General features: G+C 41.6%; 24 protein-coding genes, 5 tRNA genes and 3 rRNA genes. 30 read left to right on the forward strand and 2 right to left on the reverse strand.

What is annotated here, in order from left to right:
- Positions 1–60 precede the first annotated feature (60 nt).
- The 21 genes from KGF34_RS11525 to KGF34_RS11620 all read left to right on the forward strand — a co-directional run bounded on the left by KGF34_RS11525 (position 61) and on the right by KGF34_RS11620 (position 17,067).
- Positions 61–1,592: ribosomal RNA gene (locus KGF34_RS11525) — 16S ribosomal RNA — on the forward strand.
- Positions 1,593–1,700: 108 nt separating this feature from the next.
- Positions 1,701–1,776, forward strand: a tRNA-Ala gene (locus tag KGF34_RS11530).
- A 35-nt stretch (positions 1,777–1,811) separates the two neighbouring features.
- Positions 1,812–1,888: transfer RNA gene (locus KGF34_RS11535), tRNA-Ile, on the forward strand.
- Between the two features lie 371 nt (positions 1,889–2,259).
- Positions 2,260–5,090, forward strand: a 23S ribosomal RNA gene (locus tag KGF34_RS11540).
- A gap of 101 nt (positions 5,091–5,191) precedes the next feature.
- Positions 5,192–5,267 (forward strand) — tRNA-Lys (locus KGF34_RS11545).
- Between the two features lie 55 nt (positions 5,268–5,322).
- Positions 5,323–5,397 (forward strand) — tRNA-Glu (locus KGF34_RS11550).
- A gap of 51 nt (positions 5,398–5,448) precedes the next feature.
- Positions 5,449–5,565 (forward strand): 5S ribosomal RNA (gene rrf, locus KGF34_RS11555).
- The 16S, 23S and 5S rRNA genes sit together here with 5 tRNA genes alongside, the layout of an rRNA operon.
- Before the next feature lie 216 nt (positions 5,566–5,781).
- A tRNA-Asn gene (locus KGF34_RS11560) sits at positions 5,782–5,857 on the forward strand.
- A gap of 638 nt (positions 5,858–6,495) precedes the next feature.
- Complete coding sequence (locus tag KGF34_RS11565; RefSeq protein WP_252559223.1) at positions 6,496–6,813, forward strand: DUF4314 domain-containing protein; 318 nt, start codon at positions 6,496–6,498, stop codon at positions 6,811–6,813.
- Positions 6,814–6,854: 41 nt separating this feature from the next.
- Positions 6,855–7,337, forward strand: a complete 483-nt coding sequence (gene dcm, locus KGF34_RS11570; RefSeq protein ID WP_252559225.1) for a DNA (cytosine-5-)-methyltransferase — start codon at positions 6,855–6,857, stop codon at positions 7,335–7,337.
- A gap of 29 nt (positions 7,338–7,366) precedes the next feature.
- A complete protein-coding gene (locus KGF34_RS11885; RefSeq protein WP_354667463.1) occupies positions 7,367–7,528 on the forward strand; it encodes a DNA cytosine methyltransferase in 162 nt (53 codons plus the stop codon).
- Positions 7,455–8,159 (forward strand): DNA cytosine methyltransferase, encoded by a 705-nt coding sequence (locus tag KGF34_RS11575; protein WP_354667446.1) that lies wholly within the window; start codon positions 7,455–7,457, stop codon positions 8,157–8,159. Before KGF34_RS11885 ends, KGF34_RS11575 begins: the two co-directional genes overlap by 74 nt.
- Positions 8,160–8,321: 162 nt before the next feature.
- On the forward strand, positions 8,322–9,281 hold the full coding sequence (locus KGF34_RS11580; RefSeq protein ID WP_252559227.1) for a DNA adenine methylase: 960 nt from the start codon (positions 8,322–8,324) through the stop codon (positions 9,279–9,281).
- The gene (locus KGF34_RS11585; protein WP_252559228.1) at positions 9,263–9,481 is read left to right on the forward strand and encodes a hypothetical protein; all 219 of its coding nucleotides are present in this window, start codon (positions 9,263–9,265) and stop codon (positions 9,479–9,481) included. The genes KGF34_RS11580 and KGF34_RS11585 overlap by 19 nt, the downstream gene beginning before the upstream one ends.
- Complete coding sequence (locus KGF34_RS11590) at positions 9,481–9,798, forward strand: AbrB/MazE/SpoVT family DNA-binding domain-containing protein (protein WP_252559230.1); 318 nt, start codon at positions 9,481–9,483, stop codon at positions 9,796–9,798. The genes KGF34_RS11585 and KGF34_RS11590 overlap by 1 nt, the downstream gene beginning before the upstream one ends.
- A 78-nt stretch (positions 9,799–9,876) precedes the next feature.
- Positions 9,877–10,581, forward strand: coding sequence for a hypothetical protein (locus KGF34_RS11595; protein ID WP_252559232.1), 705 nt, complete (start codon positions 9,877–9,879; stop codon positions 10,579–10,581).
- Positions 10,582–10,645: 64 nt separating this feature from the next.
- Entirely contained in the window at positions 10,646–11,245 is a 600-nt protein-coding gene (locus tag KGF34_RS11600; protein ID WP_252559234.1) for a hypothetical protein, read from the forward strand.
- 80 nt (positions 11,246–11,325) lie between these two features.
- Positions 11,326–15,402, forward strand: coding sequence for a SpaA isopeptide-forming pilin-related protein (locus KGF34_RS11605; protein WP_252559236.1), 4,077 nt, complete (start codon positions 11,326–11,328; stop codon positions 15,400–15,402).
- Positions 15,402–15,752: a DUF4406 domain-containing protein gene (locus KGF34_RS11610; protein ID WP_252559238.1), complete on the forward strand. Its 351-nt coding sequence runs from the start codon at positions 15,402–15,404 to the stop codon at positions 15,750–15,752. Before KGF34_RS11605 ends, KGF34_RS11610 begins: the two co-directional genes overlap by 1 nt.
- Positions 15,730–16,074: a DUF3852 domain-containing protein gene (locus KGF34_RS11615; protein ID WP_252559239.1), complete on the forward strand. Its 345-nt coding sequence runs from the start codon at positions 15,730–15,732 to the stop codon at positions 16,072–16,074. Before KGF34_RS11610 ends, KGF34_RS11615 begins: the two co-directional genes overlap by 23 nt.
- Before the next feature lie 45 nt (positions 16,075–16,119).
- Positions 16,120–17,067 carry a conjugal transfer protein TrbL family protein gene (locus KGF34_RS11620; RefSeq protein WP_333780932.1) on the forward strand — a complete coding sequence of 316 codons (948 nt, stop codon included), beginning with the start codon at positions 16,120–16,122 and terminating at the stop codon, positions 17,065–17,067.
- Between the two features lie 191 nt (positions 17,068–17,258).
- Here the strand turns inward: KGF34_RS11620 and KGF34_RS11890 are convergent, their stop codons facing one another.
- Positions 17,259–17,456 (reverse strand): hypothetical protein, encoded by a 198-nt coding sequence (locus tag KGF34_RS11890; RefSeq protein ID WP_354667447.1) that lies wholly within the window; start codon positions 17,454–17,456, stop codon positions 17,259–17,261.
- 183 nt (positions 17,457–17,639) lie between these two features.
- Between KGF34_RS11890 and KGF34_RS11630 the strand changes: the two genes are divergently transcribed.
- The 5 genes from KGF34_RS11630 (at position 17,640) to KGF34_RS11650 (ending at position 22,042) form a co-directional block, all read left to right on the forward strand.
- Complete coding sequence (locus KGF34_RS11630; protein WP_252559245.1) at positions 17,640–18,125, forward strand: hypothetical protein; 486 nt, start codon at positions 17,640–17,642, stop codon at positions 18,123–18,125.
- Positions 18,112–18,933, forward strand: a complete 822-nt coding sequence (locus tag KGF34_RS11635) for a class B sortase (RefSeq protein WP_252559247.1) — start codon at positions 18,112–18,114, stop codon at positions 18,931–18,933. The genes KGF34_RS11630 and KGF34_RS11635 overlap by 14 nt, the downstream gene beginning before the upstream one ends.
- 12 nt (positions 18,934–18,945) lie before the next feature.
- The gene (locus KGF34_RS11640; RefSeq protein WP_252559249.1) at positions 18,946–20,784 is read left to right on the forward strand and encodes a DUF87 domain-containing protein; all 1,839 of its coding nucleotides are present in this window, start codon (positions 18,946–18,948) and stop codon (positions 20,782–20,784) included.
- A 142-nt stretch (positions 20,785–20,926) separates the two neighbouring features.
- On the forward strand, positions 20,927–21,421 hold the full coding sequence (locus tag KGF34_RS11645; RefSeq protein ID WP_252559252.1) for a helix-turn-helix transcriptional regulator: 495 nt from the start codon (positions 20,927–20,929) through the stop codon (positions 21,419–21,421).
- Between the two features lie 108 nt (positions 21,422–21,529).
- Complete coding sequence (locus KGF34_RS11650; protein WP_252559254.1) at positions 21,530–22,042, forward strand: hypothetical protein; 513 nt, start codon at positions 21,530–21,532, stop codon at positions 22,040–22,042.
- 144 nt (positions 22,043–22,186) lie between these two features.
- Here the strand turns inward: KGF34_RS11650 and KGF34_RS11655 are convergent, their stop codons facing one another.
- Positions 22,187–22,978 (reverse strand): hypothetical protein, encoded by a 792-nt coding sequence (locus tag KGF34_RS11655; RefSeq protein ID WP_117705836.1) that lies wholly within the window; start codon positions 22,976–22,978, stop codon positions 22,187–22,189.
- Between the two features lie 387 nt (positions 22,979–23,365).
- Between KGF34_RS11655 and KGF34_RS11660 the strand changes: the two genes are divergently transcribed.
- From KGF34_RS11660 to KGF34_RS11675, 4 genes are read left to right on the forward strand one after another with little or no spacing between them, the layout of a single operon-like run.
- The gene (locus KGF34_RS11660; protein WP_252559256.1) at positions 23,366–23,596 is read left to right on the forward strand and encodes a DUF6103 family protein; all 231 of its coding nucleotides are present in this window, start codon (positions 23,366–23,368) and stop codon (positions 23,594–23,596) included.
- Positions 23,593–24,624 (forward strand): amidoligase family protein, encoded by a 1,032-nt coding sequence (locus KGF34_RS11665; RefSeq protein WP_289780771.1) that lies wholly within the window; start codon positions 23,593–23,595, stop codon positions 24,622–24,624. The genes KGF34_RS11660 and KGF34_RS11665 overlap by 4 nt, the downstream gene beginning before the upstream one ends.
- A 15-nt stretch (positions 24,625–24,639) precedes the next feature.
- The gene (locus tag KGF34_RS11670; protein WP_252559262.1) at positions 24,640–25,164 is read left to right on the forward strand and encodes a gamma-glutamylcyclotransferase family protein; all 525 of its coding nucleotides are present in this window, start codon (positions 24,640–24,642) and stop codon (positions 25,162–25,164) included.
- Positions 25,161–25,553: a hypothetical protein gene (locus KGF34_RS11675; RefSeq protein ID WP_252559266.1), complete on the forward strand. Its 393-nt coding sequence runs from the start codon at positions 25,161–25,163 to the stop codon at positions 25,551–25,553. Before KGF34_RS11670 ends, KGF34_RS11675 begins: the two co-directional genes overlap by 4 nt.
- The last annotated feature ends 222 nt before the right edge of the window (positions 25,554–25,775 follow it).

Here is a 25,775-nt window from a genome sequence, read left to right on the forward strand (position 1 = left end):
GTATTCGGAATGAGCGATTAAAGCTCTGAAATTGATAGTAAGCGAAAGCTTAATATACAAATTTTAGAGAGTTTGATCCTGGCTCAGGACGAACGCTGGCGGCGTGCCTAACACATGCAAGTCGAACGGAACTTCTTTAAAGGATTTCTTCGGAATGAATTTGATTAAGTTTAGTGGCGGACGGGTGAGTAACGCGTGAGTAACCTGCCTCTAAGAGGGGAATAACATTCTGAAAAGAATGCTAATACCGCATAATATATATTTATCGCATGGTAGATATATCAAAGATTTATCGCTTAGAGATGGACTCGCGTCCGATTAGTTAGTTGGTGAGGTAACGGCTCACCAAGACCGCGATCGGTAGCCGGACTGAGAGGTTGAACGGCCACATTGGGACTGAGACACGGCCCAGACTCCTACGGGAGGCAGCAGTGGGGGATATTGCGCAATGGGGGAAACCCTGACGCAGCAACGCCGCGTGAAGGATGAAGGTCTTCGGATTGTAAACTTCTTTTATTAAGGACGAAGAAAGTGACGGTACTTAATGAATAAGCTCCGGCTAACTACGTGCCAGCAGCCGCGGTAATACGTAGGGAGCAAGCGTTGTCCGGATTTACTGGGTGTAAAGGGTGCGTAGGCGGCTTTGCAAGTCAGATGTGAAATCTATGGGCTCAACCCATAGCCTGCATTTGAAACTGCAGAGCTTGAGTGAAGTAGAGGCAGGCGGAATTCCCCGTGTAGCGGTGAAATGCGTAGAGATGGGGAGGAACACCAGTGGCGAAGGCGGCCTGCTGGGCTTTAACTGACGCTGAGGCACGAAAGCGTGGGTAGCAAACAGGATTAGATACCCTGGTAGTCCACGCTGTAAACGATGATTACTAGGTGTGGGGGGTCTGACCCCTTCCGTGCCGGAGTTAACACAATAAGTAATCCACCTGGGGAGTACGGCCGCAAGGTTGAAACTCAAAGGAATTGACGGGGGCCCGCACAAGCAGTGGAGTATGTGGTTTAATTCGAAGCAACGCGAAGAACCTTACCAGGTCTTGACATCCTACTAACGAGATAGAGATATGTTAGGTGCCCTTCGGGGAAAGTAGAGACAGGTGGTGCATGGTTGTCGTCAGCTCGTGTCGTGAGATGTTGGGTTAAGTCCCGCAACGAGCGCAACCCTTGCTATTAGTTGCTACGCAAGAGCACTCTAATAGGACTGCCGTTGACAAAACGGAGGAAGGTGGGGACGACGTCAAATCATCATGCCCCTTATGACCTGGGCTACACACGTACTACAATGGACATTAACAGAGGGAAGCAATACAGTGATGTGGAGCAAACCCCTAAAAATGTTCTCAGTTCAGATTGCAGGCTGCAACCCGCCTGTATGAAGATGGAATTGCTAGTAATCGCAGATCAGCATGCTGCGGTGAATACGTTCCCGGGCCTTGTACACACCGCCCGTCACACCATGGGAGCCGGTAATACCCGAAGTCAGTAGTCTAACCGCAAGGAGGACGCTGCCGAAGGTAGGATTGGCGACTGGGGTGAAGTCGTAACAAGGTAGCCGTATCGGAAGGTGCGGCTGGATCACCTCCTTTCTATGGAGAATTTATCGGATGAAATAAGCTGATATAACATCCAAGGTCAGTTACGGAAGTAATTTATTGAATCGTTGTTTAATTTTCAGGGTCCTGCCCGAGATATACGGGGGTATAGCTCAGCTGGGAGAGCACCTGCTTTGCAAGCAGGGGGTCAGCGGTTCGATCCCGCTTATCTCCACCAAAGGCTTGAGGGAATAACCGAAAAGCCGGAAATATGGGCTTATAGCTCAGCCGGTTAGAGCGCACGCCTGATAAGCGTGAGGTCGGTGGTTCGAGTCCACTTAAGCCCACCAAGAGTACGAAAGTACTCAAAGAAAGTACCTTGAAAACTGAATAAAGTATAGCAGATAAAGCGAGAAAAGTAATTATTGACAGGTTTTAACAAGAAGAGTTGAATCTCGAAGCCTTTAAATAACGACTGATGAGGACTAAGCTGTAAAATCACTTTAGTGATTGCAACAGATTAGACGAGTGGGAGTTATTTAAAGAATAGCGAAGAGAATGAAACTTGACAAACTCAAATAAGAGAAAGCGTTAAACGAAGGTAATAAATACTACAATTAGCTTAAAGGGTAATAAAAGATTAGTTATAAACTAATGGCTTATTAAACTGCGAAAAAAGAGTAATTTACATTACAAAGAAGAACCAAAAGATATCTCAAATGGTCAAGCTACAAAGAGCACAAGGGGAATGCCTTGGCACCGAGAGCCGAAGAAGGACGTGACTAACTGCGATAAGCTACGGGGAGCTGTAAGTGAGCGTTATATCCGTAGATTTCCGAATGGAGCAATCCGATTAGAGGAAAGTCTAATCATCATATACTGAATACATAGGTATATGAGGGGAACCGCCTGAACTGAAACATCTAAGTAGGGCGAGGAAGAGAAATCAACTGAGATTCCGTAAGTAGTGGCGAGCGAATGCGGAAGAGGCCAAACCTAATGTAGTAATATGTTAGGGGTTCGGACAGTAAAATGAATTGTCGAGATTTAGCCGAATGTCATGGGAAGGGCAATCAAAGAAGGTGAAAATCCTGTAGGCGAAAAGTTAAGACATCAGACTGTATCCAGAGTACCGCCGGACACGTGAAACCCGGTGGGAATATGGGGGGACCATCCTCCAAGCCTAAATACTACTCGGTGACCGATAGAGAAGAAGTACTGTGAAGGAAAGGTGAAAAGCACCCCGGAAGGGGAGTGAAAGAGAACCTGAAACCTTGTGTTTACAAGCACCGAAAGTTCATCAACGAACGATCGGGTACCTTTTGTAGAATGGTCCGGCGAGTGAATGTAACTGGCAAGGTTAAGCACTTAAGGTGTGAAGCCGTAGCGAGAGCGAGTCTGAAAAGGGCGCATGAAGTCAGTTGTATTCGACCCGAAACCGGGTGACCTACCCATGTCCAGGCTGAAGTGCAGGTAAAACTTCATGGAGGGCCGAACCGACTCCCGTTGAAATGGTAGCGGATGAGGTGTGGGTAGCGGAGAAATTCCAATCGAACCCGGAGATAGCTGGTTCTCTCCGAAATAGCTTTAGGGCTAGCCTTGGAACAGATTACTGGAGGTAAAGCACTGAATTGGCTAGGGGCCGAGAGGTTACTGAACCTTATCAAACTAAGAATGCCAGATAATCGTTTTCCAGGAGTCAGACAGTGGGAGATAAGTTTCATTGTCAAAAGGGAAACAGCCCAGACCTACAGCTAAGGTCCCAAAGTATAGTTAAGTGGAAAAGGATGTGGAATTGCATAGACAACCAGGATGTTGGCTTAGAAGCAGCCACTCATTAAAAGAGTGCGTAATAGCTCACTGGTCGAGTGATTCTGCGCCGAAAATTTAACGGGGCTAAACTATACACCGAAGCTTAGGATACCGCAAGGTATGGTAGGAGAGCGTTCTGTACGGAGTGAAGTCGTAGCGAAAGCGGCGGTGGACTGTACAGAAGTGAGAATGCCGGAATAAGTAGCGAGAATTAAGTGAGAATCTTAATGGCCGAAAGTCTAAGGTTTTTGGAGGAAGGTTCGTCCGCTCCAAGTAAGTCGGGAGCTAAGGTCAGGCCGAAAGGCGTAGCCGATGCACAAACGGTTGATATTCCGTTACCGTCTACAATTTAAACAAAGGGACACATACAAAGCGTTTAACCCGGGCGATGGTTGACCCGGGCGCAAGGGACTGAAATAAGAGTAGGGAAGTAAATGTGGCGTATGGCGAGAAAAGCTTTGTGAATAGAAGTAGACGCCCGTACCGCAAACCGACACAGGTGGACAGGAAGAGAATTCTAAGGCCAGCGGGAGAAGGGTAGTTAAGGAACTCGGCAAATTGACTCCGTAACTTCGGAATAAGGAGTGCTCGAAAGAGCCGCAGAGAATAGGCCCAGGCGACTGTTTAGCAAAAACACAGGTCTCTGCCAAATCGAAAGATGAAGTATAGGGGCTGACACCTGCCCGGTGCCGGAAGGTTAAGAGGAGGAGTGCAAGCTCCGAATTGAAGCCCCGGTAAACGGCGGCCGTAACTATAACGGTCCTAAGGTAGCGAAATTCCTTGTCGGGTAAGTTCCGACCCGCACGAATGGTGTAACGATCTGGGCACTGTCTCAACTACCCACCCGGCGAAATTGTAGTACCGGTGAAGATGCCGGTTACCTGCGGCAAGACGGAAAGACCCCATGGAGCTTTACTGTAGCCTGATATTGGGTTTCGGAAATCTATGTACAGGATAGGCGGGAGACTGGGAAGTATGAGCGTCAGCTTATACGGAGTCATTGTTGGGATACCGCCCTTAGGTTTCTGGAATTCTAACCTGCGACCGTGAATCCGGTCGGGGGACATTGTCAGGTGGGCAGTTTGACTGGGGCGGTCGCCTCCGAAAAGGTAACGGAGGCGCTCAAAGGTTGGCTCAGCACGGACGGAAACCGTGCCTCTGAGTGTAAACGCAAAAGCCAGCCTAACTGCGAGGATGACGGTCCGAGCAGTAACGAAAGTTGGAGTTAGTGATCCGGCGGTATGTGAATGGAAATGCCGTCGCTCAACGGATAAAAGCTACCCTGGGGATAACAGGCTGATCTCCCCCAAGAGTCCACATCGACGGGGAGGTTTGGCACCTCGATGTCGGCTCATCACATCCTGGGGCTGTATTCGGTCCCAAGGGTTCGGCTGTTCGCCGATTAAAGTGGTACGCGAGCTGGGTTCAGAACGTCGCGAGACAGTTCGGTCCCTATCTGTCGTGGGCGCAGGATATTTGAGGAGCTCTGTCCTTAGTACGAGAGGACCGGGATGGACGTACCTCTGGTGCACCAGTTGTCATGCCAATGGCACGGCTGGGCAGCTACGTACGGAACGGATAAACGCTGAAAGCATCTAAGCGTGAAGCCGACTCCAAGATTAGATATCCCATTGCATAAGCAAGTAAGACCCCTTGAGGACTACGAGGTTGATAGGCTGCGTGTGTAAGTGTCGTGAGGCATTTAGCTTGGCAGTACTAATAGGTCGAGGGCTTGACCACAAGAGTCTTTTGGTCAGCTTATTAAAGTATTTACAATATTGCTTCTCACTTTGCTTAATCTTTATTCAGTTTTCAGGGCGCTGTCTAAGCGACTGTGAAATGCACCATTAGCTCAGTTGGTAGAGCACCTGACTCTTAATCAGGGTGTCCCGGGTTCGAGCCCCTGATGGTGCACCAAAAAGGTAACAGGGGCTAATGAAAAGATGACCATTAGCCTTTGTTACAAACAGATGGCTCGTTGGTCAAGCGGTTAAGACTCCGGCCTCTCACGCCGGCAACGCGGGTTCGATTCCCGCACGAGTCACCATGAAGATGGTATATACTTCTCAAATAAGGGAAGAATAAATACAAGAGAATAGTTGGTGTTGATGACGCTGAGGGTCCACCTGTTCCCATACCGAACACAGAAGTTAAGCTCAGTGGTGCCGAAAATACTTGGCTGGTGACGGCCCGGAAAGATAGGGAGATGCCAACACAGGCGAAACACCTAATCAGGTGTTTTGCACTATATTCCTCCATAGCTCAGTCGGTAGTGCGAGTGTACAGAAATGTACCCGAAACTATTACTTAGACAGAGGAAAAACTAAATATGTCGTTTAAGTCCACTACCGGGGACTTAAATAACAAAAAAGATTGCTCTTTGTGCAGTCTTGACAAAAACCTTTGAGTAAAATCAAAGAAAATTGTATATTCCTCCATAGCTCAGTCGGTAGAGCGCATGACTGTTAATCATGATGTCACTGGTTCGAGCCCAGTTGGGGGAGCCAAAAGAGGCTCATAGTTTTTCTATGAGCCTTAATTACTTATATACAAAATTTATTTCCGGTAGAAGTGATAATTGATTTATCGGAAAGGAAAAGATATGGAGTTCGAAAATATGACAGACATACAATTTGATGTTCTTATGAACTCAATTATCCAAATAGTAAAGGATTCTGAAACTAAAGATGAAGCTGTTGAAAAGCTACAAAATTTAGTTAAAGGTAAAGAAAACTGATTACTTTCGCTAATCTGCTTAATTTAATATTATCAAATATATGAGTCAATCATTATATTTCTTATTTTAGAGATATAGTAATTGGCTCTTTTTTTATTTGGCAATCGTTTTTAATTTTTTGATTAGAACGGTTGCCTTTTTTTATTTACAAAAAATCGAAAGGAATGATTTTAAATGTATTTTACCGACACACCTGAACTCAGGAAGTTTGAAAGAGAGATGCGGCAGAAACCTAATTTTGACAGGTGAAATGATGATTGTGATGAAAATGAAATCTCACATTTCTCTGACAACAAAAATGTCAATACAAACAGAAAAAGGATGGAGGTTGATTTTGTGACAATAAAAATAAGAAGTCCTACTAAAGCTATTACTTAAATCAAAACTAAATAAATTGGAGAAGATAACTTGAACGAATACGAAAGACAGCGCAGAATAGCTGAAAGCACAAAGAAATTGTATCCGCCGGGAACAAGAATTGAGCTTATCAATATGAAGGACCCTTACGCACCTGTTCCGGCAGGCACAAGAGGAACAGTAAAATTTGTTGATTCAATGGGAACGATATTCCCTGAGTGGGACAATGGTCGTTCACTTGGTGTAGTTCCTGGTGAGGATTCATTCAGAAAGCTTACGCAGGAAGAAATCGAAGCAGAAAACCAATCCGAATCAGAAGTTGAAGATGAAACTCCTGATGAGGATAACGGAATGACAATAGGAATGTGAGGCGTTTTTTAATATATAAATCTTCGTTGGAATGAAGATTTATGGCAATCAGATTTTTTGATATGTTTGCTGGCATCGGTGGTTTCCGTTCCGGACTTGAAGCCATAGGCGGTTTTGAGTGCGTCGGTTACTGCGAAATCGACAAGTATGCAAAGCAGGCATATGAAGCAATGTACGATACAGGAGGTGAACTTTACTTTGATGACGCAAGAAAAATCGTACCCGAACAGTTACCCGATTTCGACCTTATTACCGGCGGATTTCCCTGTCAGTCCTTCTCAATCGCAGGAGCAAGAAAGGGTTTTGACGATACAAGAGGAACGCTGTTTTTCGAGATTGCTCGAATTGCTGCCGTTAAAAAACCTAAGTATCTCTACCTCGAAAACGTTCCCGGTCTCCTTAACCATGACTCAGGCAAAACATTTGAAACAATCCTCCTCTCCCCGAAAAGCTATAAGCTTTTTGGGGAGAGGAGGCACAGCATATCGAACGAGTTTTTGACCGCTTGCGGTCGAAACGAGTAAGCGGAGCTTGTGCCGACGAGGGGTATGATGTGTGCTGGCAGATACTTAACAGCAAAAATTTTGGAGTTCCACAGTCACGAAATCGAGTGTTCATTATCGGATATCTTAGAGGACAATGTGCCGGAGAAGTATTATCTTTTACGCAAACAAGCGGAAAAGCTCTTATACAAAGAAAACCCAACGCAAGGTGAGCGAATCTACTCATCTAAAGGGCTAAGCTGTACACTGACAAGCGGTTCGGGAGGATTCGGCGGTCATTCGGGACTTTATCTCGTTGAAGATACTGAAAACTTTGGCTTGCCGATAAAATCTAAGACCAAAGACGGTTATCAGATCGCATATCCCGGCGACAGCATTGATACCGCCTTTTCGGGACAAAATTCAAGGCGTGGCAGAGTCGGAAGTCAGATAGCACACACGCTTACTACTTCCGCAACGCAAGCGTATTATTTTATCGACCTGAACCCCGATCCGAAGCTGACAGAAATTGCAAGGTGCATAACTGCAAGACACGATTCGGGAATCAGTAACCGAAAGGGTGAGCATTCAGGTGTATTCGTTGAAAGCACGAATTTTACAGATGATGAAAAATTCGCAGTTGCTTTTGTTGATCCAAACGGCGAAGTCCATATCGGCAGAATCAGAAAGCTTACTCCGAGGGAGTGCTGGAGATTACAAGGCTTCACGGACGATCAGTTCGACAAGGCAAAAGCGACTGGACTATCCGACAGCAGGCTTTACAAGATGGCAGGAAATGCGGTGACAGTAAATGTAATCTCTGAAATCGGGAAGATTATCAAAAAAGTAAACGATAAAAATTAAATAATAACAACTAATATCAATCGTTCCGAACGACTGATATTGGTTTTCATATATATAAGCCGTTGATTAGATTTTTTTAATTTAATCAACGGCTTTTTGTCGTTTCAGGGGCGATTGGTATTCCGAAATGGAGTGATGAATATCAAAACCCCTGTGAGTTGGATGGGAAATAAAACTTCCATCCTTCATATTTTGTACGCCCTGTTTCCTCTGAATTACGAAAGGTATATTGAGCCGTTCGGAGGCTCAGGAGCTGTACTTTTAGGCAAGAAAAAGCCTGATAAGTTCGAAGTTTACAATGACTATAACCATAATCTTGTAAACCTCTTTCGCTGTATGCGTGACAGACCTATGGCATTCATAAAAGAGCTCGGATTTTATCCGCTTAATTCAAGGGATGATTTCAATGCAATAAAGAAATTTTTTAAACAGGAAAAGTTTGAGGACAAATACCTTGATGAAGAATTGGAATTGACGAAGATTATTCTTCCCGACTTGAAAGCAGAAGAAATCATAGAATTGTATATAAAAATGAAACAAGACTACGACTTGCGCAGAGCAGTAATGTTTCTTAAACTTCTACGATACAGCTATTCAAGCAGTGGAAAGTCATTTGCCTGTCAGCCCTTTTCAGTAGTGAGCCTGTTTCAACTGATAGAGCAAGTCGGCAAAAGACTTGAAAATACTGTGATTGAAAATCAGGATTTTGAAGTCTTGATAAAGCATTACGACCGAGATAATGCCTTTTTCTACTGCGATCCGCCTTACTATTCAAGCGAGTATGTTTATCAGTGCGGTTTCACTTGGGATGACCACTTGAGGCTGAAAAACGCACTTGCAAAAGCAAAAGGCAAATGGCTTGTATCGTACAACGATTGCACAGAAATCAGAGAATTATATAACGGTTACTCATTCTTTGATTTTAAACGAATCCACAGTATGGTTCAAAAGTATGATGCAGGCAGAGAATTTCCTGAACTTTTGATTGCAAACTACGATTTGTATGAGCGAGAGCGTGCAAAGCCAAGACAATTAAGTCTGCTTGATTTGCAAACGGACAATGAAGAAAATTTAGATCAAATTTTAAAGGAGAGCATAATATCATGGAAAATGAAACAATGAACAATTTAGTATTTATAGGCATACCGCTTGATACGGTTATCGTGTCTGGAATCACATCTGATGCAACAGTTCAGGTTACGGCGACCAACGGTGTAATTGTTATTGAGAGGTGTGATGACATCTGTGAATGTGAAGAAAGTGACTGTCTTTGTGATGATTGCAGAGCAAAGCTCGGTCTTGATGAAAGCGAGGACGAGTAATGCTTAAAATGTATAGAGTCCTTGGCAAAAGAGGTAGAATTACTATTCCCTATGAAATCCGTCAGCGTATCGGTTTCAAATACAACGATGTTTTATCATTCACACAGCAGGATGATGGCTCGGTTGTTGTCAGGAGAGAAAAAATCTGCGATAACTGTAATGAATTTGCTGAAGAATTCGAGGAAAATTTCACCCTTGAAGATTTCCTCGACAGCCTATCCGAGGAAGAACAGAGAGATGCACTTGTTCATCTTTCTTTGAAGTGGGTGGAAAAACAGAATGTTAGTTTACCGTTTGCGTCTGCCAAAAAGAAGTGATTATCAGTTGGTATTCAAAAATCTCTGGACATTTGAAATTCTTTGGATATACTTAGTGCTTGAAAGGACGGCGATAGTATGAAAAAGAAAATCGCAATAATGCTGACATTGATTTTAGCAACAGGAACATTCACAGCTTGTACGGCAGAAGAAAAAATGTATAACAGTTCTTTATCACCCACGGTTTCAACTTCCGCGGGTGTTTCTGTATATACGGAATCTTCTGCAACGGCAACAACAGAAAAAGCGACTGAAACCACAACCCCCAAAAAAGCCACAGTTTCAAAAGAAACAGAGCTTTCGGAAGAGAACACCAAAACCAAAGAAAAAGCCGACAGTGGGCAAAATTCGGTGGTTGCTTCGGCAACGGATTCAATTCAGGAAACACAATCCAAGGTTCAGAACAACAGCAGGAATGTTGAGAGTGGCAATCAGCAAAAATCACAATCAAACGCTAAAAAGCCAACGCAGAAACCTACACCAAAGCCGACACGACCGCCTACCAAAGCAAAAACGGTTGATGTTCAGTATGCGGTGAGTGCCTGCATAGCCTACGGTCAGCAGCTTGGAATGAAATACGATTCCTCACTGAACACAGGCAACGCAAGCTGGTTCTCGCCCACAAACGCATCATATTATGATGATACGCAAAGACTGACAGCAGATTGCTATGGTGATGTTGAGTATGTAGCCTACTACTTCCAAAGCAGTGGCATAGCTCCGAGAGACTTATCATTCAATGTAATTGCAGAAAACAACAAAATATATGTAGTCTACTGTTGAGCATACGATTAAGCAAGGCACTCACTTCATTGTGGGTGCTTATTTTTATGAAAGGAAAATGACAATGAAAATCAATAATATTACACTCTCGGATCTCCGCCGTATGAACGGCAAGGAAGGACTCATCTTGCAGGGATGCGGCGGTGAAACACAGGAATGGGTGGACGGCATCAATAAAATGCTCACAGACAAGGGAATACTTCTTGACAATACAAAGTTTGAGAATGTTTCTGTGCTCAAGAGTGACGGCGTAACCTGTATTCTCTATCCCTTTGAAGATGTCCACCTTGATATCGGCAAGCTTGCAATGTGGAGATTACAGTCATACACAGCATTTGCCGGAACTTGGCTTTCCGACTATGTGGAAAACAAGCTCGGTGGATTTATTACCGATGAGCAAATCAAAGCAGAAAAGGTCAAACCTGACTGTGCGTTGATAGGTCAGGATGGCAATATATTCAATCTGTTAGGAATTGCAAGTCACATTCTCAAACAAAACGGTATGGCTGACGAGGCAAAAGAAATGTGTAGTCGTGTTACGAGTTCTGGCAGTTACTGCGAAGCGCTGAACATTATCGGCGAGTATGTAAATATAACGGACGGCAGTGAGCAGTCCGATGATATAGATGAAGATTTCAATGAAGGGCAGGCGATGAAATTATGATTGTATTTAAAACAGAATAAGACATCAATCGGGGCAAGGGCAAAATCTTGGCCCATATTTTTTATGAAAGGATTTTTAAAATGACGAACTTAATCAAAAATAAAAAACTTACAAGAATAACGGCACTTTTACTTGCGGTTGCCGTAATATTCGGAACAATGTTCTCACTCCCCGTAAGTGCGGCAAGCGGTGATAAGGTTACAATCACCTTTGATTACTGTTATGACAGCACCGGGAACACAATCAAATTCCAGCAGACCACAGTCAGCGACGGTTATACTGTAGGTACAGTGGGCGAAGAGCTGTGCAAGATTTTTGCAGACGGCAAAGAAGCCTATTGCATTGAACCCGGTCATACACTCTACTCAGGCAATACGCTGACAGAAAGTGCCTCAACCGTTTGGAAGAATTTAGGCTCGGCAAAGCAGAAAGCAATCAACATTGCTCTGCTTTACGGCAAACCCGGTTCAGAAAAAAGCTTAAGCGGAACAGAGGATCAGAAATGGGTAGCAACACAGCTGATTGTATGGGAGTTTGTTTCAGGTTGCAGAAGTACTGCTGACGGTTACAAGTGTATGAATACAAAGTTCATTGACGGCATTTGTGCAGGCGGCGCAAACCCAGGAGTCAAGTCGGTTTACAATGCTATCTCAAAAAGCCTTGCCAATTACTCAATTGTTCCAAGCTTTGCATCTGCAATCGCCTCAAAGGCTGAAACCTATGAGATGAAATACTCGGACGGAAAGTACACATTAACTCTTACCGACAGCAACAATATTCTTTCCAGTTTCAGTTTCAAGACAACAGGCGGTGTGAGCGCATCTGTATCAGGCAACAAGCTGACCTTGACTTCAACTTCGCCAGTCAACGATGCAGTAACATTCAACTCTGCAAAGTCAATGCCAAGCGTAGGAAATACAACTCTTGTTCCATATGGTGACGCAAGCCTTCAGGATGTAATCACAGGAGTTGAAAATGACGCTGACCCGATAAGAGCATATTTCAAGGTCAAGACAAGCTCGGGCAATCTCAAGCTTGTTAAAACCGCAGAGGACGGCAATGTTGCAAATATTGAGTTTACTGTCAAAGGCGATGGTTACAGCAAAACTGCAAAAACCAATTCAAAGGGCGAATTTGAATTAACCGACCTTGTCCCCGGAAAATACACGGTTACTGAGCATACTCCGACAGAGTATGCCGAACAAAAATCAAAGACCGTAAATGTTGAAAGTGGGAAAACGGCAACTGTTTCTTTCAGTAATGTTCTTAAAAAGTGGAAGCTGACTGTTACAAAAACAGACGCTGAAACAAAGTCTGCACAGGGTGATGCAACACTTGCAGGAGCAGTTTACGGAATCTACAATAACGGCAAACTGGTTGACAAGTACACCACCGATAAAAACGGCAGTTTTACCACATCTTATTATATTTGCGGTGACAACTGGACTTTAAAAGAAATTGACCCGAGCGAGGGTTATCTGCTTGACGAAACCGAATATCATATCGGTGCAGAGGCGAAAAAATATACGCTTGAAAACAACAGCGTTTCAATGGGTGTTACCGAAGATATACTGAAAGGAAAAATTGCAATTATCAAGCACACCGATGACGGCAGTACAAAAATTGAAACTCCCGAAAAAGGTGCAGAATTTCAGGTGTATCTGAAATCGGCAGGTAGTTACAACAAGGCAAAGGAAACTGAAAGAGATACTCTTGTATGTGATGAATACGGCTTTGCGGAAACAAAGGATTTGCCTTACGGCACATACACTGTTCATCAGACCAAAGGCTGGAACGGTACAGAGTTCATTGCTGATTTTGATGTGTTTATTTCTGAAAATAATAAGACTTACAAATACCTCATCAATAACGCAAGCCTTGAAAGCTATGTAAAGATAGTAAAGGTTGACAGCGAAACAGGCAAACAGATTCCGTATGCAGGTGCAGGCTTTCAGATTTATAATCTTGACGGAAAGCTCGTGACTATGACCTACACCTATCCCGAGGTTACAACTATTGACACATTCTACACGAACAGCGAGGGTTATCTAATTACACCCGAATCTCTGCCCTACAGCAAAGGCTATTCAGTCGTTGAGGTGCAGGCTCCTTACGGATATATCCTTGACAGCACACCTGTATATTTTGACATTACAGCAGAAAACACAAGTGAAGAAAACGGCGTTACAATTGTAAAAACCGAGAAGAAAAATACTCCGCAGAAAGGCACAATTACCGTAGAAAAAACAGGCGAGATTTTCTCGAATGTAACTGCAGTCGGCGGCGGATATACTGATGAAAACGGAAATGATGTTACACTTCCGACCATATATCAGCCTGAATATTCTGTAAGCGGTTTGGCGGGTGCAGTGTTTGAAATCTATGCTGATGAGGATATTACAACGCCTGACGGAACAGTTCGATATACAAAAGATACTCTTGTTGACGCCATTACCACAGGTGAAAAAGGCACAGCAACAAGCAAACAGCTTTACCTCGGCAAATACCGTGTTGTAGAAAAAACTGCTCCTAACGGATTTGTTCTGAACAGGACTGTAAATCATATTGCGCTCACCTATGCCGGACAGAATGAAAAGGTGACTAACACCTCAACATCATTTACAAACGACAGACAAAAGGTTGAAATCGACCTTACCAAAGTGCTTGAACAGAACGAGAAATTCAACATTGGCAGTAATGACGAAATCCTCAATGTTCCATTCGGACTTTACGCTGATGAAGATTTGAAAGCCGCAAACGGATCTGTCATTCCAAAGGACGGACTTCTTGAAATTATCACCTGTGATGAAAAAGGCAAGGCAACCTTCACCACCGACCTTCCAATCGGCAGTTACTATGTTAAGGAAATCAGCACGGACAATCACTATATCCTATCTGAGAAAAAATACCCTGTTGTGTTTGAATACGCAGGACAGGATACAGCAACTGTTCATATTTCTGTAAATGACGGTGAACCGATTGAAAATGAAATCATCTATGGCACAATCAAAGGCTTGAAGATTGATCGTGAAACAGGCGAAAATATCGCAGGCGCATTGTTCGGCTTATTTAGCACTGATGAAACAGAGTTTACAGAAGAAACTGCAATTTTAACATCTGAATCAAACGAGGGCGGTATTTTTGAATTTACCAATGTTCCCTACGGTGAATATATTGTCCGTGAGTTAAAGCCTGCTGAGGGTTATCTCCCTAATGAAGAAAACTATGCCGTAACAATTTTTGATAACAAGGAAATTATCGAAATCACAGTTGAGAACGATAAAATTCCTGAGTTAAAAACCACAGCAACCGTTGACGGCAAAAAGGAAGTCGGAGCAACAGAAGTGTTCACACTTGAAGATGTTGTAGAGTACAAGCATCTTGTACCCGGCAAGGAGTACACGGTTAAGGGTGTTCTTATGGATAAGGCAACAGGCGAACCACTTTTAATTGATGAAAAAGAAATCCGTTCAGAAACCACATTTACACCTGATGAACCAACAGGAGATGTTATTGTTTCCTTTGAATTTGACGCAAGATATATCAAGAAAGATACTGACATAGTCGTTTTTGAAAGCCTTTACAGTGAGAATAAAGAGCTTGCAGTCCACGCTGAAATTGATGACGAAAGTCAGACCGTAACTGTTAAACTTCCGAAAATCGGAACAAAGGCAAGTATTGAAGGCAAAAAGAAATTCACAGCTAACGGTGATATTACCATTGACGATGTTGTTTCCTACAAACATCTCACAGCAGGAAAAGAATACACAATCAAAGGCATCCTTATGGATAAATCCACGGGTAAGCAATTCCTTGTTGACGGCAAAGAAGTTTGTTCCGAAGTAACATTCACACCCGAAATAGCAGACGGCGAAGTAACAGTATCCTTTACCTTTGACGGTTCTGTAATTACCAAAGAAACAGAAATTGTTGTGTTTGAAACTCTCTACCGTGATGAAACGGAAATTGCTGTTCACGCTGACATTGATGACAAGGATCAGACTGTAACTATTCATCCGCAGCCTGAACCTGAAAAACCGCAGACAGGAGACAATTCAAATATCGGTTTTTGGATTGGTTTAGGTGCAGTTGCGCTTGGCGGTCTTGTTTCTGTGGTTATCATCAAACTCAAGAAGAAAGATGAGGATGATGAATAATGCACAGGACATATATCTGTTCGCCTTTGGGCGGTAATGTATCTGCAAATATTGAAAACGCAAAACGATATGCCCGATATGCGTTAGAGTGCGGTATGGCTCCGTTCATACCGCATTTTTATGCGCTGATTTTAGATGACAGCAACAAAGAAGAAAGAAACCTTGGTATGCTTGCGGGACTTTCTATGCTTTGGGTGTGTGATGCGGTCTGGGTTTTCGGTGATGAATTAACCGAGGGTATGAAAACAGAAATTCGCTTTGCAGAAAAACTGAACATCGAAGTCAGATATATATCGGAGAATGATCTAAGAAAATCGGAGGTAAAAAATGATAAAATCAAGAAAAATTAAGTTGTTGAAGTGGTTGGCAGGAATATCAGTAATACTGTTAATGCTCGGAATATCGGCGGTAACAGTCTTTGCCGCAGGCGATGTATCATCAGCCATTGAAAGCACATGGAACTCGGCACAAACACAGATTAAAAATGTTGTAAACAATGTTGTCTTTCCTGCGGTAGATATGATTCTTGCCATACTTTTCTTTGTTAAACTTGCTACTGCTTATCTCGATTACCGCAAGCACGGACAGTTTGAATTCACCGCGCCGGCAATTCTTTTCGGCTGTCTTGTGTTCTCGCTGACAGCACCACTGTACATTTGGACGATACTCTGATAACAATAAAAATAAGGCTGTTGTGTTAAGTCATAACAGCCTTTTGTGGAGGTGATTTATATTTTTGACTGGTTAGGAGATTTCATCGGCGGAATCGGAAGTGCCATAGGAGGTGTGTTCGATTACCTCGGTGAGCAAATCTCAAATGCTATATGGAACACAATGCTTCAGTGGCTTTATGAAACGATTTACAACGCTGTTGCCGACTTCTTCACAATGATGGGAAATATGGGAGCAGATGTGTTCGACCTCACTTGGGTGCAGGCGACAATAAACCTGTTTACGCTGTTTGGCTGGGCATTGTTCGTCGCAGGCACGGTCGTCGCCGTATTTGATGTTGCAATAGAATATCAGAACGGCAGAGCGAACATAAAGACAACTGCAATTAATGTCTTAAAAGGTTTCTTTGCCTGTTCGCTGTTCGGCGTTGTGCCTGTGGAACTGTATAAATTTTGCATCAGCCTGCAAAACACATTCTCAAAGGATTTGTCCTCCATAATGGCAGGACAGCAAAGCATTGATTTAGCAGGACAAAGCACAAGTGTTTTAGAGGGCAGTTTTGCAGTTGCAAACCAGACAACATTCGGATTATTGAATCTGTTATGTATGATTGCTTTTGCCTACTGCGTAATAAAAATCTTTTTTGCGAACATCAAGCGTGGAGGAATTCTGCTCATACAAATGGCGGTAGGTGCGTTGTATATGTTCAGCGTTCCGAGAGGATATCAGGACGGCTTTAATCAGTGGATGAAACAGATAGCGGCACTGTGCCTTACGGCATTTATGCAGACAACTCTGCTGTTCCTCGGGTTGCTAACCTTCCCCGGCAATATGCTTTTAGGACTTGGAATAATGCTTGCATCAAACGAAGTTCCTAGAATTGCACAGCAGTTCGGACTGGATTCATCAGTTAAAGTGAATATGACAAGCATTGTTCACGCAACAACAACTGCTGTTAATCTGACGAGAAGTGTTGCAAGGGCGGCTAAATAACTTAGTGCCAATGTTCTACTCCACTTATGTTGCGTAGAACATTACTGCTTTTTAGCGTAAAATTTCCGCTAAAAAGCAGAGGAGCAATGCTCCTTGGCACAAGTTGCAATCTATCGCAAAGTTCTAATCAAACAAGCTTGTTAGAACTTTGCTCCGATTTAAGACGAAAGGAATTTAAAGATTATGACCACTTATTTATATCCGCAAAATCTAAAAGCCACAGCCAATCTATGGCTGTGGAGCTTACGGGATTTTGCAATTATGAGCATAACGCTTTTGTTATCAATACTGATACTTGCACAGACGAGAATAATAGTACCTCTTGCGGTAACTCTCTGTTTCGGCTTTTTGTCAATAAGACTGGAAGATACAACAATTCTTGATTTCATACGCTATGCCGTAAAGTATTTTATATCAACTCAACAGATATATTTCTGGGCAGAAAGGGGCAAATAAATGAAGAACAATCAGAAGGAAACAAAGCACAAAGGCAAGTCCGTTCAGGATTTGATGGGCATAAAAACCTTTACGAAAAACGGTTTGAAGGTCGGCAAGGAAGAACTGATTTTTATATGGTTCAGCCTACAAATATTTCTGTGCTTTCCCACACGAATATCGAAATCAAGGTGCGCCACCTGATGATGGTGCTTTCTGCTGTGCCGGATATTGAGATCACCTGTACCGATTCCTGCGAGTGCTTCGATACAAACAAAAGCTATATCAAAGGCAGAATTGAAGCTGAACAGAATGAAAAAGTCAGAAAAATATTGAATAAGGATCTGGATTTTCTCGACAGCATTCAGACCGAAACCTCAACCGCAAGGCAGTTTCTGTTCATAGCAAGGTGTAAATCTTCAAAATCCGAAAATGTTTTGCAGAAAGCAAACAGGGTTGAGAAGATTATTTCAGACCAAGGCTTTGAAGTAACCAGAATGAAGAAAGCCGACATCAAGCGTTTTCTTGCAATATATTTTGACGCAAGTATGAACGGTGATTTGATGCCCGACTATGACGGCGAAAAGTATTATGAAAAGGAGCATATCTATGAAGAAACATAAAGAAAAAATCAAAATAGGAATTGTGATAGGCGTATTTTCTGTTGTTATAATTGCCTGCCTGGTTTCAATATTTTCGCAGGTGTTTACAGAGTACAAAGAGAATGAAAGTTTTAAAAACCTTGCAGAAATTGTTACTGAGGAATCGACAGGTAATGATACTGAAAAAGAACAATTCATAAATCCAAATTTATTAAAAGTCAGTGATTGTGATAATGATGTTCAAGACGAATCGTCTATGTATTTCACGACATATTACGAACCTCATTTAATATCAGAACTCATTTCAATGAATTCCGAATGCTTCGGCTGGATAAGCATAGCAGACACAAACATCAATTACCCTGTTATGCACACACCGAGTAATCCGCAGAAATATCTGAACAAAAACTTTTACGGCGAGTACAGCTTCAGCGGTACACCGTTTCTGGACAGCAGATGTTCTGCCGACAGTACAAATTTAGTCATATACGGTCATCATATGAACAACGGCACAATGTTTGCAGACCTTTGCAACTATATCGATTATTCTTACTTCTCGGAACATCCTACAGTTGTGCTTGAAACGAAAGACGGGGTATTTGCTTACTCCGTCTTTTCTGTTATAAAAGTAAAGTCCGATGATGATTGGTACAGATTTATAACAACAGATTTGGACAAAACCTATGAAAAATGGATCAGTTATTCAAAAACAAAATCTCTGTATAGCACAGGAATTACACTTGTTTACGGTCAGCAGATTTTAACACTTTCAACCTGTTATGGCTATAATCAGGATGACCGTATACTTGTGTTAGCAGTACGAAATTAAGGGGGTTAGAAAATGAAGTTATTCAATAGGAAACCAAAGGTGCTCACACCCGAACAGGCAGAAGAAATCTACACAAAGAATTTCTTTGATATGATTCTGCCGTCAACAATAAAATTTTTCACCGATTATTACATTGTCGGCGACTCGTACCGCAGTGTATGGGCGGTTCGTGAATATCCGCCGAGTACGAAAGAACAAGCAATACTCTCACAGCTTGCAGACAGAAACGGCGTAATGCTTCGCATATACCACAGACTTGTTGAAAGTGTGGAACAGAGAAAAATTATTCAGAATGCCACACGCAAAAACAAGCTCAAATCAAGCGGTAACGATGTAAATGAAACCATTGAAGCACAGGGCAACTTGCAGGATGTTGTTACCCTTATGGCGAACTTACGAAAGAACAAAGAACCGTTATTGCATTGCTCTGTGTTCATAGAGCTTAAAGCCAAAAACAAGCAGAAATTGAAGGAGTTACAGACCGATATTGCAATGGAGCTGACACGCTCCAAGATTGAAGTGGATAGATTAACGCTAAGGCAGAAAGAAGGCTTCTTGTCGGTGAACCCTATCGGCTGTAATCAGTTCGGAAGTCTATATGAAAGAGTGTTGCCTGCTTCTTCAGTTGCAAATCTTTTTCCTTTTAATTTTAGCGGTAAGACAGATCCTAATGGCTTGTACATTGGGCGAGATAAATACGGCACAAATATCCTTGTTGATTTTGACCGCAGAACAGAGGACAAAACCACATCAAATATCCTTATCCTCGGAAACAGTGGTCAGGGTAAATCGTATTTATTGAAACTCATCCTTACAAATATTCGTGAAAGTGGAAAGAAAATCTTATGCCTTGACCCCGAAGCGGAGTATGAGGATCTGACAAATGCCCTCGGCGGTTGCTACATTGATTTTATGTCTGGTAAATACAAAATCAATCCTCTTGAACCAAAGGATTGGGGTAATGCAAATGAAGAAATTGACTCCAAAGCTCCCGAACCGTTCAAGCGTGTTACTCGACTTTCACAGCACATTGCGTTCTTGAAAGACTTTTTCAGAACCTACAAGGATTTCACGGACGCACAGCTTGATACAATTGAAATTCGGCTTATGAAGCTGTACGCACGATTCGGCATTACAGACACGACAGATTACAGCACAAAAAAGCCTACGGACTTTCCTGTGATGAGCGATTTCTATGATTTGTGCGAAGAAGAATATATGACCTACGACCACAAGCGGAAATATCTCTACACCGAAGAAATCCTGCAGGAGGTTTGTCTGGGTATTCACAGTATGTGTGTAGGTTCAGAATCAAAGTATTTCAACGGTCACACAAACATTACTAATGACAAATTCTTGTGCTTCGGGGTTAAGAGTTTGCTCGACACTAACAAAAGACTCAAAGACGCAATGTTGTTTAATATCCTTTCCTATATGTCTAACAAGTTGTTAGGCGAGGGAAACACCGTTGCATCAATAGACGAGCTTTATTTATTTTTGTCTAACCTCACAGCTATTGAGTATATCCGCAACGCAATGAAGCGTGTCCGCAAAAAGGATTCAGCCGTGATTTTAGCCAGTCAGAACATAGACGATTTTTTGATTCCGAGCGTTAAGGAATACACAAAACCCTTGTTCTCAATCCCGACTCATCACTTCTTATTCTTCCCCGGTAATATCAATCCTAAAGATTTTCAGGATGCACTGATGGTTGAAGCGAACGAATACGATTTAATAAAATTCGGTGAGCGTGGCACTTGCCTTTACCGTTGCGGAAACGAAAGGTATCTGCTTCTTGTTCAGGCTCCTGAATACAAAGCCGAAATTTTCGGAAGTGCAGGTGGAAGATAAAATTTTGAATAGACAGAATTTTAAAATTGTGGTATGATAATTACAAAATAACAGGTTAATAAATTGATATTTGACACATTCTCTGTTTGTGGGAAAGAATTCTCATAACCGTTGATGTACCATATTTTCGGAGGTGAACGTCATGGATCAAATAAAAATCGGTAAATTTATTGCTACGCTTCGTCGGCAGAGCGGACTAACTCAAGAGAAGCTCGGAGAGAAAATTGGTGTAACAAACAAAACAATATCTCGCTGGGAAAATGGTAACTATATGCCAGACATTGAAATGCTCCAACTACTTGCAAAGGAATTTAATGTTAGCATAAATGAATTGTTGGCTGGACAAAAGATGTCAGACGAAGAGTTTCGGAAAAATGCAGATGAAAACATAATTGCTGTTTCAAAAGAAAGTGCATTCTCGTTTGAGGAAAGAAAAGCATATTTCAAAAAGAAATGGCGTAAGGAGCATATATCACTTTTTGTTGTTTTATTGTTAATTCTAATTGTCGCTTTTGTATTGCCATTTGTTGTCAGTAAACCATGGTTTGTTGGATTAGTGCCATTGATAGCATTTATTGAATATGCTTACCAGAATAACAGAATGATGATTTATGTAGAAAACTGTCTTTATAAGTGAGATAGTCAATATCCTGTTTAAGATTATTTTTACAATTAAAAAATATTATAATCCGATTGTTTTTCTTAAATGAAAGTCAATCGGATTTTTATTTGCGGAGGTGATTCAATGAGTGCTACCATAGGTGCGGCACTGAAGAAAATAGCAGTTGCTCTGCTGACGGATAAAAAGATAATGAAAACAATAGGCGGTATAATAATCGGCATAATCATAATTGTGGTTATGCCGATTGTTGCTGTGGTGTCCGTTTTTAACGGCAGTATGGATATTGATACAGACAAGCTTAGCCAGTCCATACAAGAAAATATCTCAGCAGAGCAGATGGAAAATCTACAGCTTATTAACGACACAATGACAGAGGTTGAAAATCAACTGAAAAATAAAAAGTTGTCCGACTATAACACACAGGCAGAGGTTATCTATCTGTTTTCTCTGTCCGATAAATCAGAGGATGAGGACTTTGTAAAGAACTTCGTTTCCTGTTTCAAGAAAAATCAGTCTGATGAGGATTTGATAAAAACCGTCAATCAGAAATTCGGAACGGAGATAAAGTATGACGAGTTCCAAAAGATGATGCAGTCAATCAAGGGAGCGGAAATCAGTACGGCAGGCTTAATATAACACCTATGATTAATCCGATAAGTGAATTACCTCAAGATAAAGCAGCATTTTTTGAATTTGTAAAAGCATAAATATATTCACAACAGCCGAAGTAGAAAATACTTCGGCTGTAATTACAATATATAGATTTTAAAAACATAAAATTTAATAATCTACTCCCTCTTGCTTTATCATATTATCTTCAATTTTATAGTGTTTGGTAATTTCCATATTATCGGCAACCCATAGTGCTAAATCGCCCGAAGAAAGATCTGCATCGTCATCAAAAGCTCCGCATACGGAAAAGTCGTCATCACGGTAGCAATTAATAGCTTTGTAGGTTTTATCTATAATTACATAGGAATATTCTACCGCAATAATCTTTCCGTTCTTACCGTTATATTCACTGAAAGTAAAATCAGTTGCCCATTTTTTATCATTCCATGACTCTGGCATTGTAACATCCGGTGTACTTATACCGTCAACAAGTATATTAAAGTAATCCATAATGCTTTCAGGAGTTTCAAAAGTAACGTCCGGGAAACTGTCTATTACCTTCCCTATATTTATATATTCAATGTTATCGCAAATTAAATCTTTAATACCATCATATTTGCCACTAAATAAATCTTTATAAGCTTGTTTATATTTGTCATCTATTGGCATTAGTGATGGAATGATATAGTTATCTATACTTAATTTGTAGGGAGAAATATTTTCGCTGGCATTTGTTTTGTTTGCATCAGGACTAAAACAAGCAATAGATGTATAATTCTGAGCATATAATTTCCAGTTTGAAGGAATATCAAGTGAAAAAGTTATATAATCACCTTCGCTGTTTTCCGTCACAGTTTTTGTTTCTATATCAGGCTTAATAATTGTATTGTTCTGCTGACAGCCTACAAGCAAAATCATAAGTACGATGGATATTATTGCTGATAAGATTTTGTATTTCATTTGTATGCTCCTATTATATATTTCAATATAAAATTACTTGTTACTTGAGATTTTTGATTATATTCATTTGAAATTACTAAATTGTGATAATTATTATAACTCTTGTATTACTTTTTGTAAAGTAATAATAAAATATATTTCAAACTTCATTATGTTAATGTTGTTTCTAACGAAAAGCACGCAAAACTCAGCAATGAATTAAAGAAACTGCTAAAATTACTAATAGGAATGAAAATGATATTGTTAAATAAAAAATAATTTGAATCAAAGTGGTTTTCTAATAGCTAATAAGGAAGAAAGTGTTAGAGTATGAGCTGTTATATAAGTCGTACTTTCTTTGCCTACAAATAATTAATTAAATATCAAATATGTGGAGGTAAAATCAAAATGAAGAAAACAAGCGTAAACATAATGTACGATGATGAAAAGCTGAATGCAATCAGGCTGTATATGTCACAGCGTGATTTGGATTTCAAGGAAGAACTTGAAAAATCTGTGGACGCTCTGTACGCAAAATATGTCCCTGCAAATGTCAGGGAGTTCATTGATATGAAAGGTTCACAGGTGAAACCACCAAAGCCTAAAAAACCAAAGATTGAAAGTGAGGAAAAGACTTGAGGTCGCAAAATTTTGGCATAGAAATAGAAATGACCGGCATCACTCGCAGTACTGCGGCGAAAGTGATTGCCGGTTATTTTCATACAGACGCAACTCATGTCGGCGGTTGTTATGATGCTTATTCTGTTCGTGATAATGATGGCAGGATGTGGAAGATTATGCGTGACGCAAGCGTTCGTTGCGAAAATCGTTCGGGAGCAAATGCAAGCACAATGTACTCGGTTGAATTTGTCACTCCGATTTGCAACTATGACGATATAGAAACCATTCAGGAGTTAGTCAGAAAGCTTCGTGGTGCAGGAGCGAGAGTCAACTCAAGCTGCGGTCTGCATTGTCACATAGATGCGTCAAGGCATACCCCGAAAACACTTCGCAATATCGTAAACATTATGGCGGCGAAAGAGGACTTGCTATACAAAGCATTGAAAGTAAATGTTTCCCGTGAGCATTACTGTCAGAAGATGGACACTCGCTTTCTTGATGAAATCAATAACCGTCCGCCTATGTCAATGGAGCAGATAAAATCAATGTGGTATGACGGAGAGGACTACAGTTACCGACATTATGATGATACTCGCTACCACGCACTGAATCTTCACAGCGTGTTCTACAAGGGTACGATTGAATTTCGTCTATTCAATTCCACTTTACACGCAGGAGAAGTAAAGTCAGCGATTCAGCTGTGCCTTGCAATCAGCCATCAGGCATTGATACAGAAGTCTGCAAGACACGCTAAAACTCAGTCGGATAATGAAAAGTACACTTTCAGAACTTGGCTTTTAAGATTGGGTTTGATAGGTGACGAATTCAAAACAGCTCGTCATCATCTGCTGAAAAATCTTGAGGGCAACATTGCGTGGAAGGATCCTGCACAGGCTGAAAAGCAAAAGGAAAGACTTGCTCAAAAACGAGCCGCACAGTTGAACGATACAGTTCAGAATACAAACGAAAATATAAATATCAACGAACCCGAATCTGAAACTGCAACTGAGCAGAATGAGGATTCGGGTTTTGTTATGAGTATGTAAGGAGAGAAATCTATTATGAGTAAAAAATTATACATTGCCTATGGCAGTAATCTCAATCTTAAACAGATGAAATACCGTTGTCCAACAGCAAAGCATGTCGGAAAGGGTGTAGTCGAAAATTACGAATTACAATTCAAGGGTATGCCTCACTGTTCCTATGCGACAATCGCACCTTGCGTCGGTAAGTCCGTTCCCGTTGCACTGTGGGAGCTTCAGCCGAGAGATGAAAAACTGCTTGACCGCTACGAGGGCTATCCCTCTCACTACTTCAAGCAGGACTTGCCTGTTCGGATGAGTAATGGATCGGAAACGACAGCGATGGTTTACATTATGAATCTTAAGCAGAATTTCGGATTGCCCGGCGCAAGCTATTATGATACTGTATTGCAGGGGTACAAGGACTGCGGTTTTGACTTGAATGTTTTAAACGAAGCCGTAAATGACAGTGCAGAGAAATTCTACGATAACCTTGAACAGAACAATCTGTTTGATTCACCTGATGAAGATGAAGATATGGGAATAGGTGGCATGAGTTTATGAACGAGAGAAAGAAATTGAAAAAGCATCTCGGCGATAAATATATTTTCAAAATGTATTTGCCAGTGAACGAGGTTAAGAAATTACTTTCCGAAAATCCAAAGGACAAGCACGACACTCTATTTGCTTCACTTACAGTCGGCTGTGTAAAAATCAACGCTGTTGTATTTCCTACTCCCGATAAGATGCTCCTCGGCTTTGATATTCTTGTAAAGGATACACCCGACAGCGAGGAATGGATTTGCTATGACACATTAAGTGATGAAATCAAGTTATCCCCTCGCAGTATAGAACAATCAATGTTTGATATTCTGAATCGTGAAGTCAAAGCGTACGGACTGTCATATACCGAGTGCAATTTTGAAGTGATAAACGGCAAAGTGATTAAGTAATGAATATCGGCGGTATTCTCGCCACATTCGCCTCGTGTCGGCTTTTAAAGGAGAAGTCGGAAAAGTATCCGAAATCGAATAAAAGTCGAAATCGGGCGGTTTGTGGCAAGGTGTGAAAAATCGAAGTTACGGCAATTTGGGCAGTTTTTCAAGGGTGGAATTTTAAGCAGGAGAAAGACACGGGGTTGCAGTCGCTCCCTCGTGTCGGTTCACGGCAGACGG

This window comes from Ruminococcus sp. FMBCY1 (genome assembly GCF_023921805.1).
Classification (GTDB): domain Bacteria; phylum Bacillota; class Clostridia; order Oscillospirales; family Acutalibacteraceae; genus Ruminococcoides; species Ruminococcoides intestinale_A.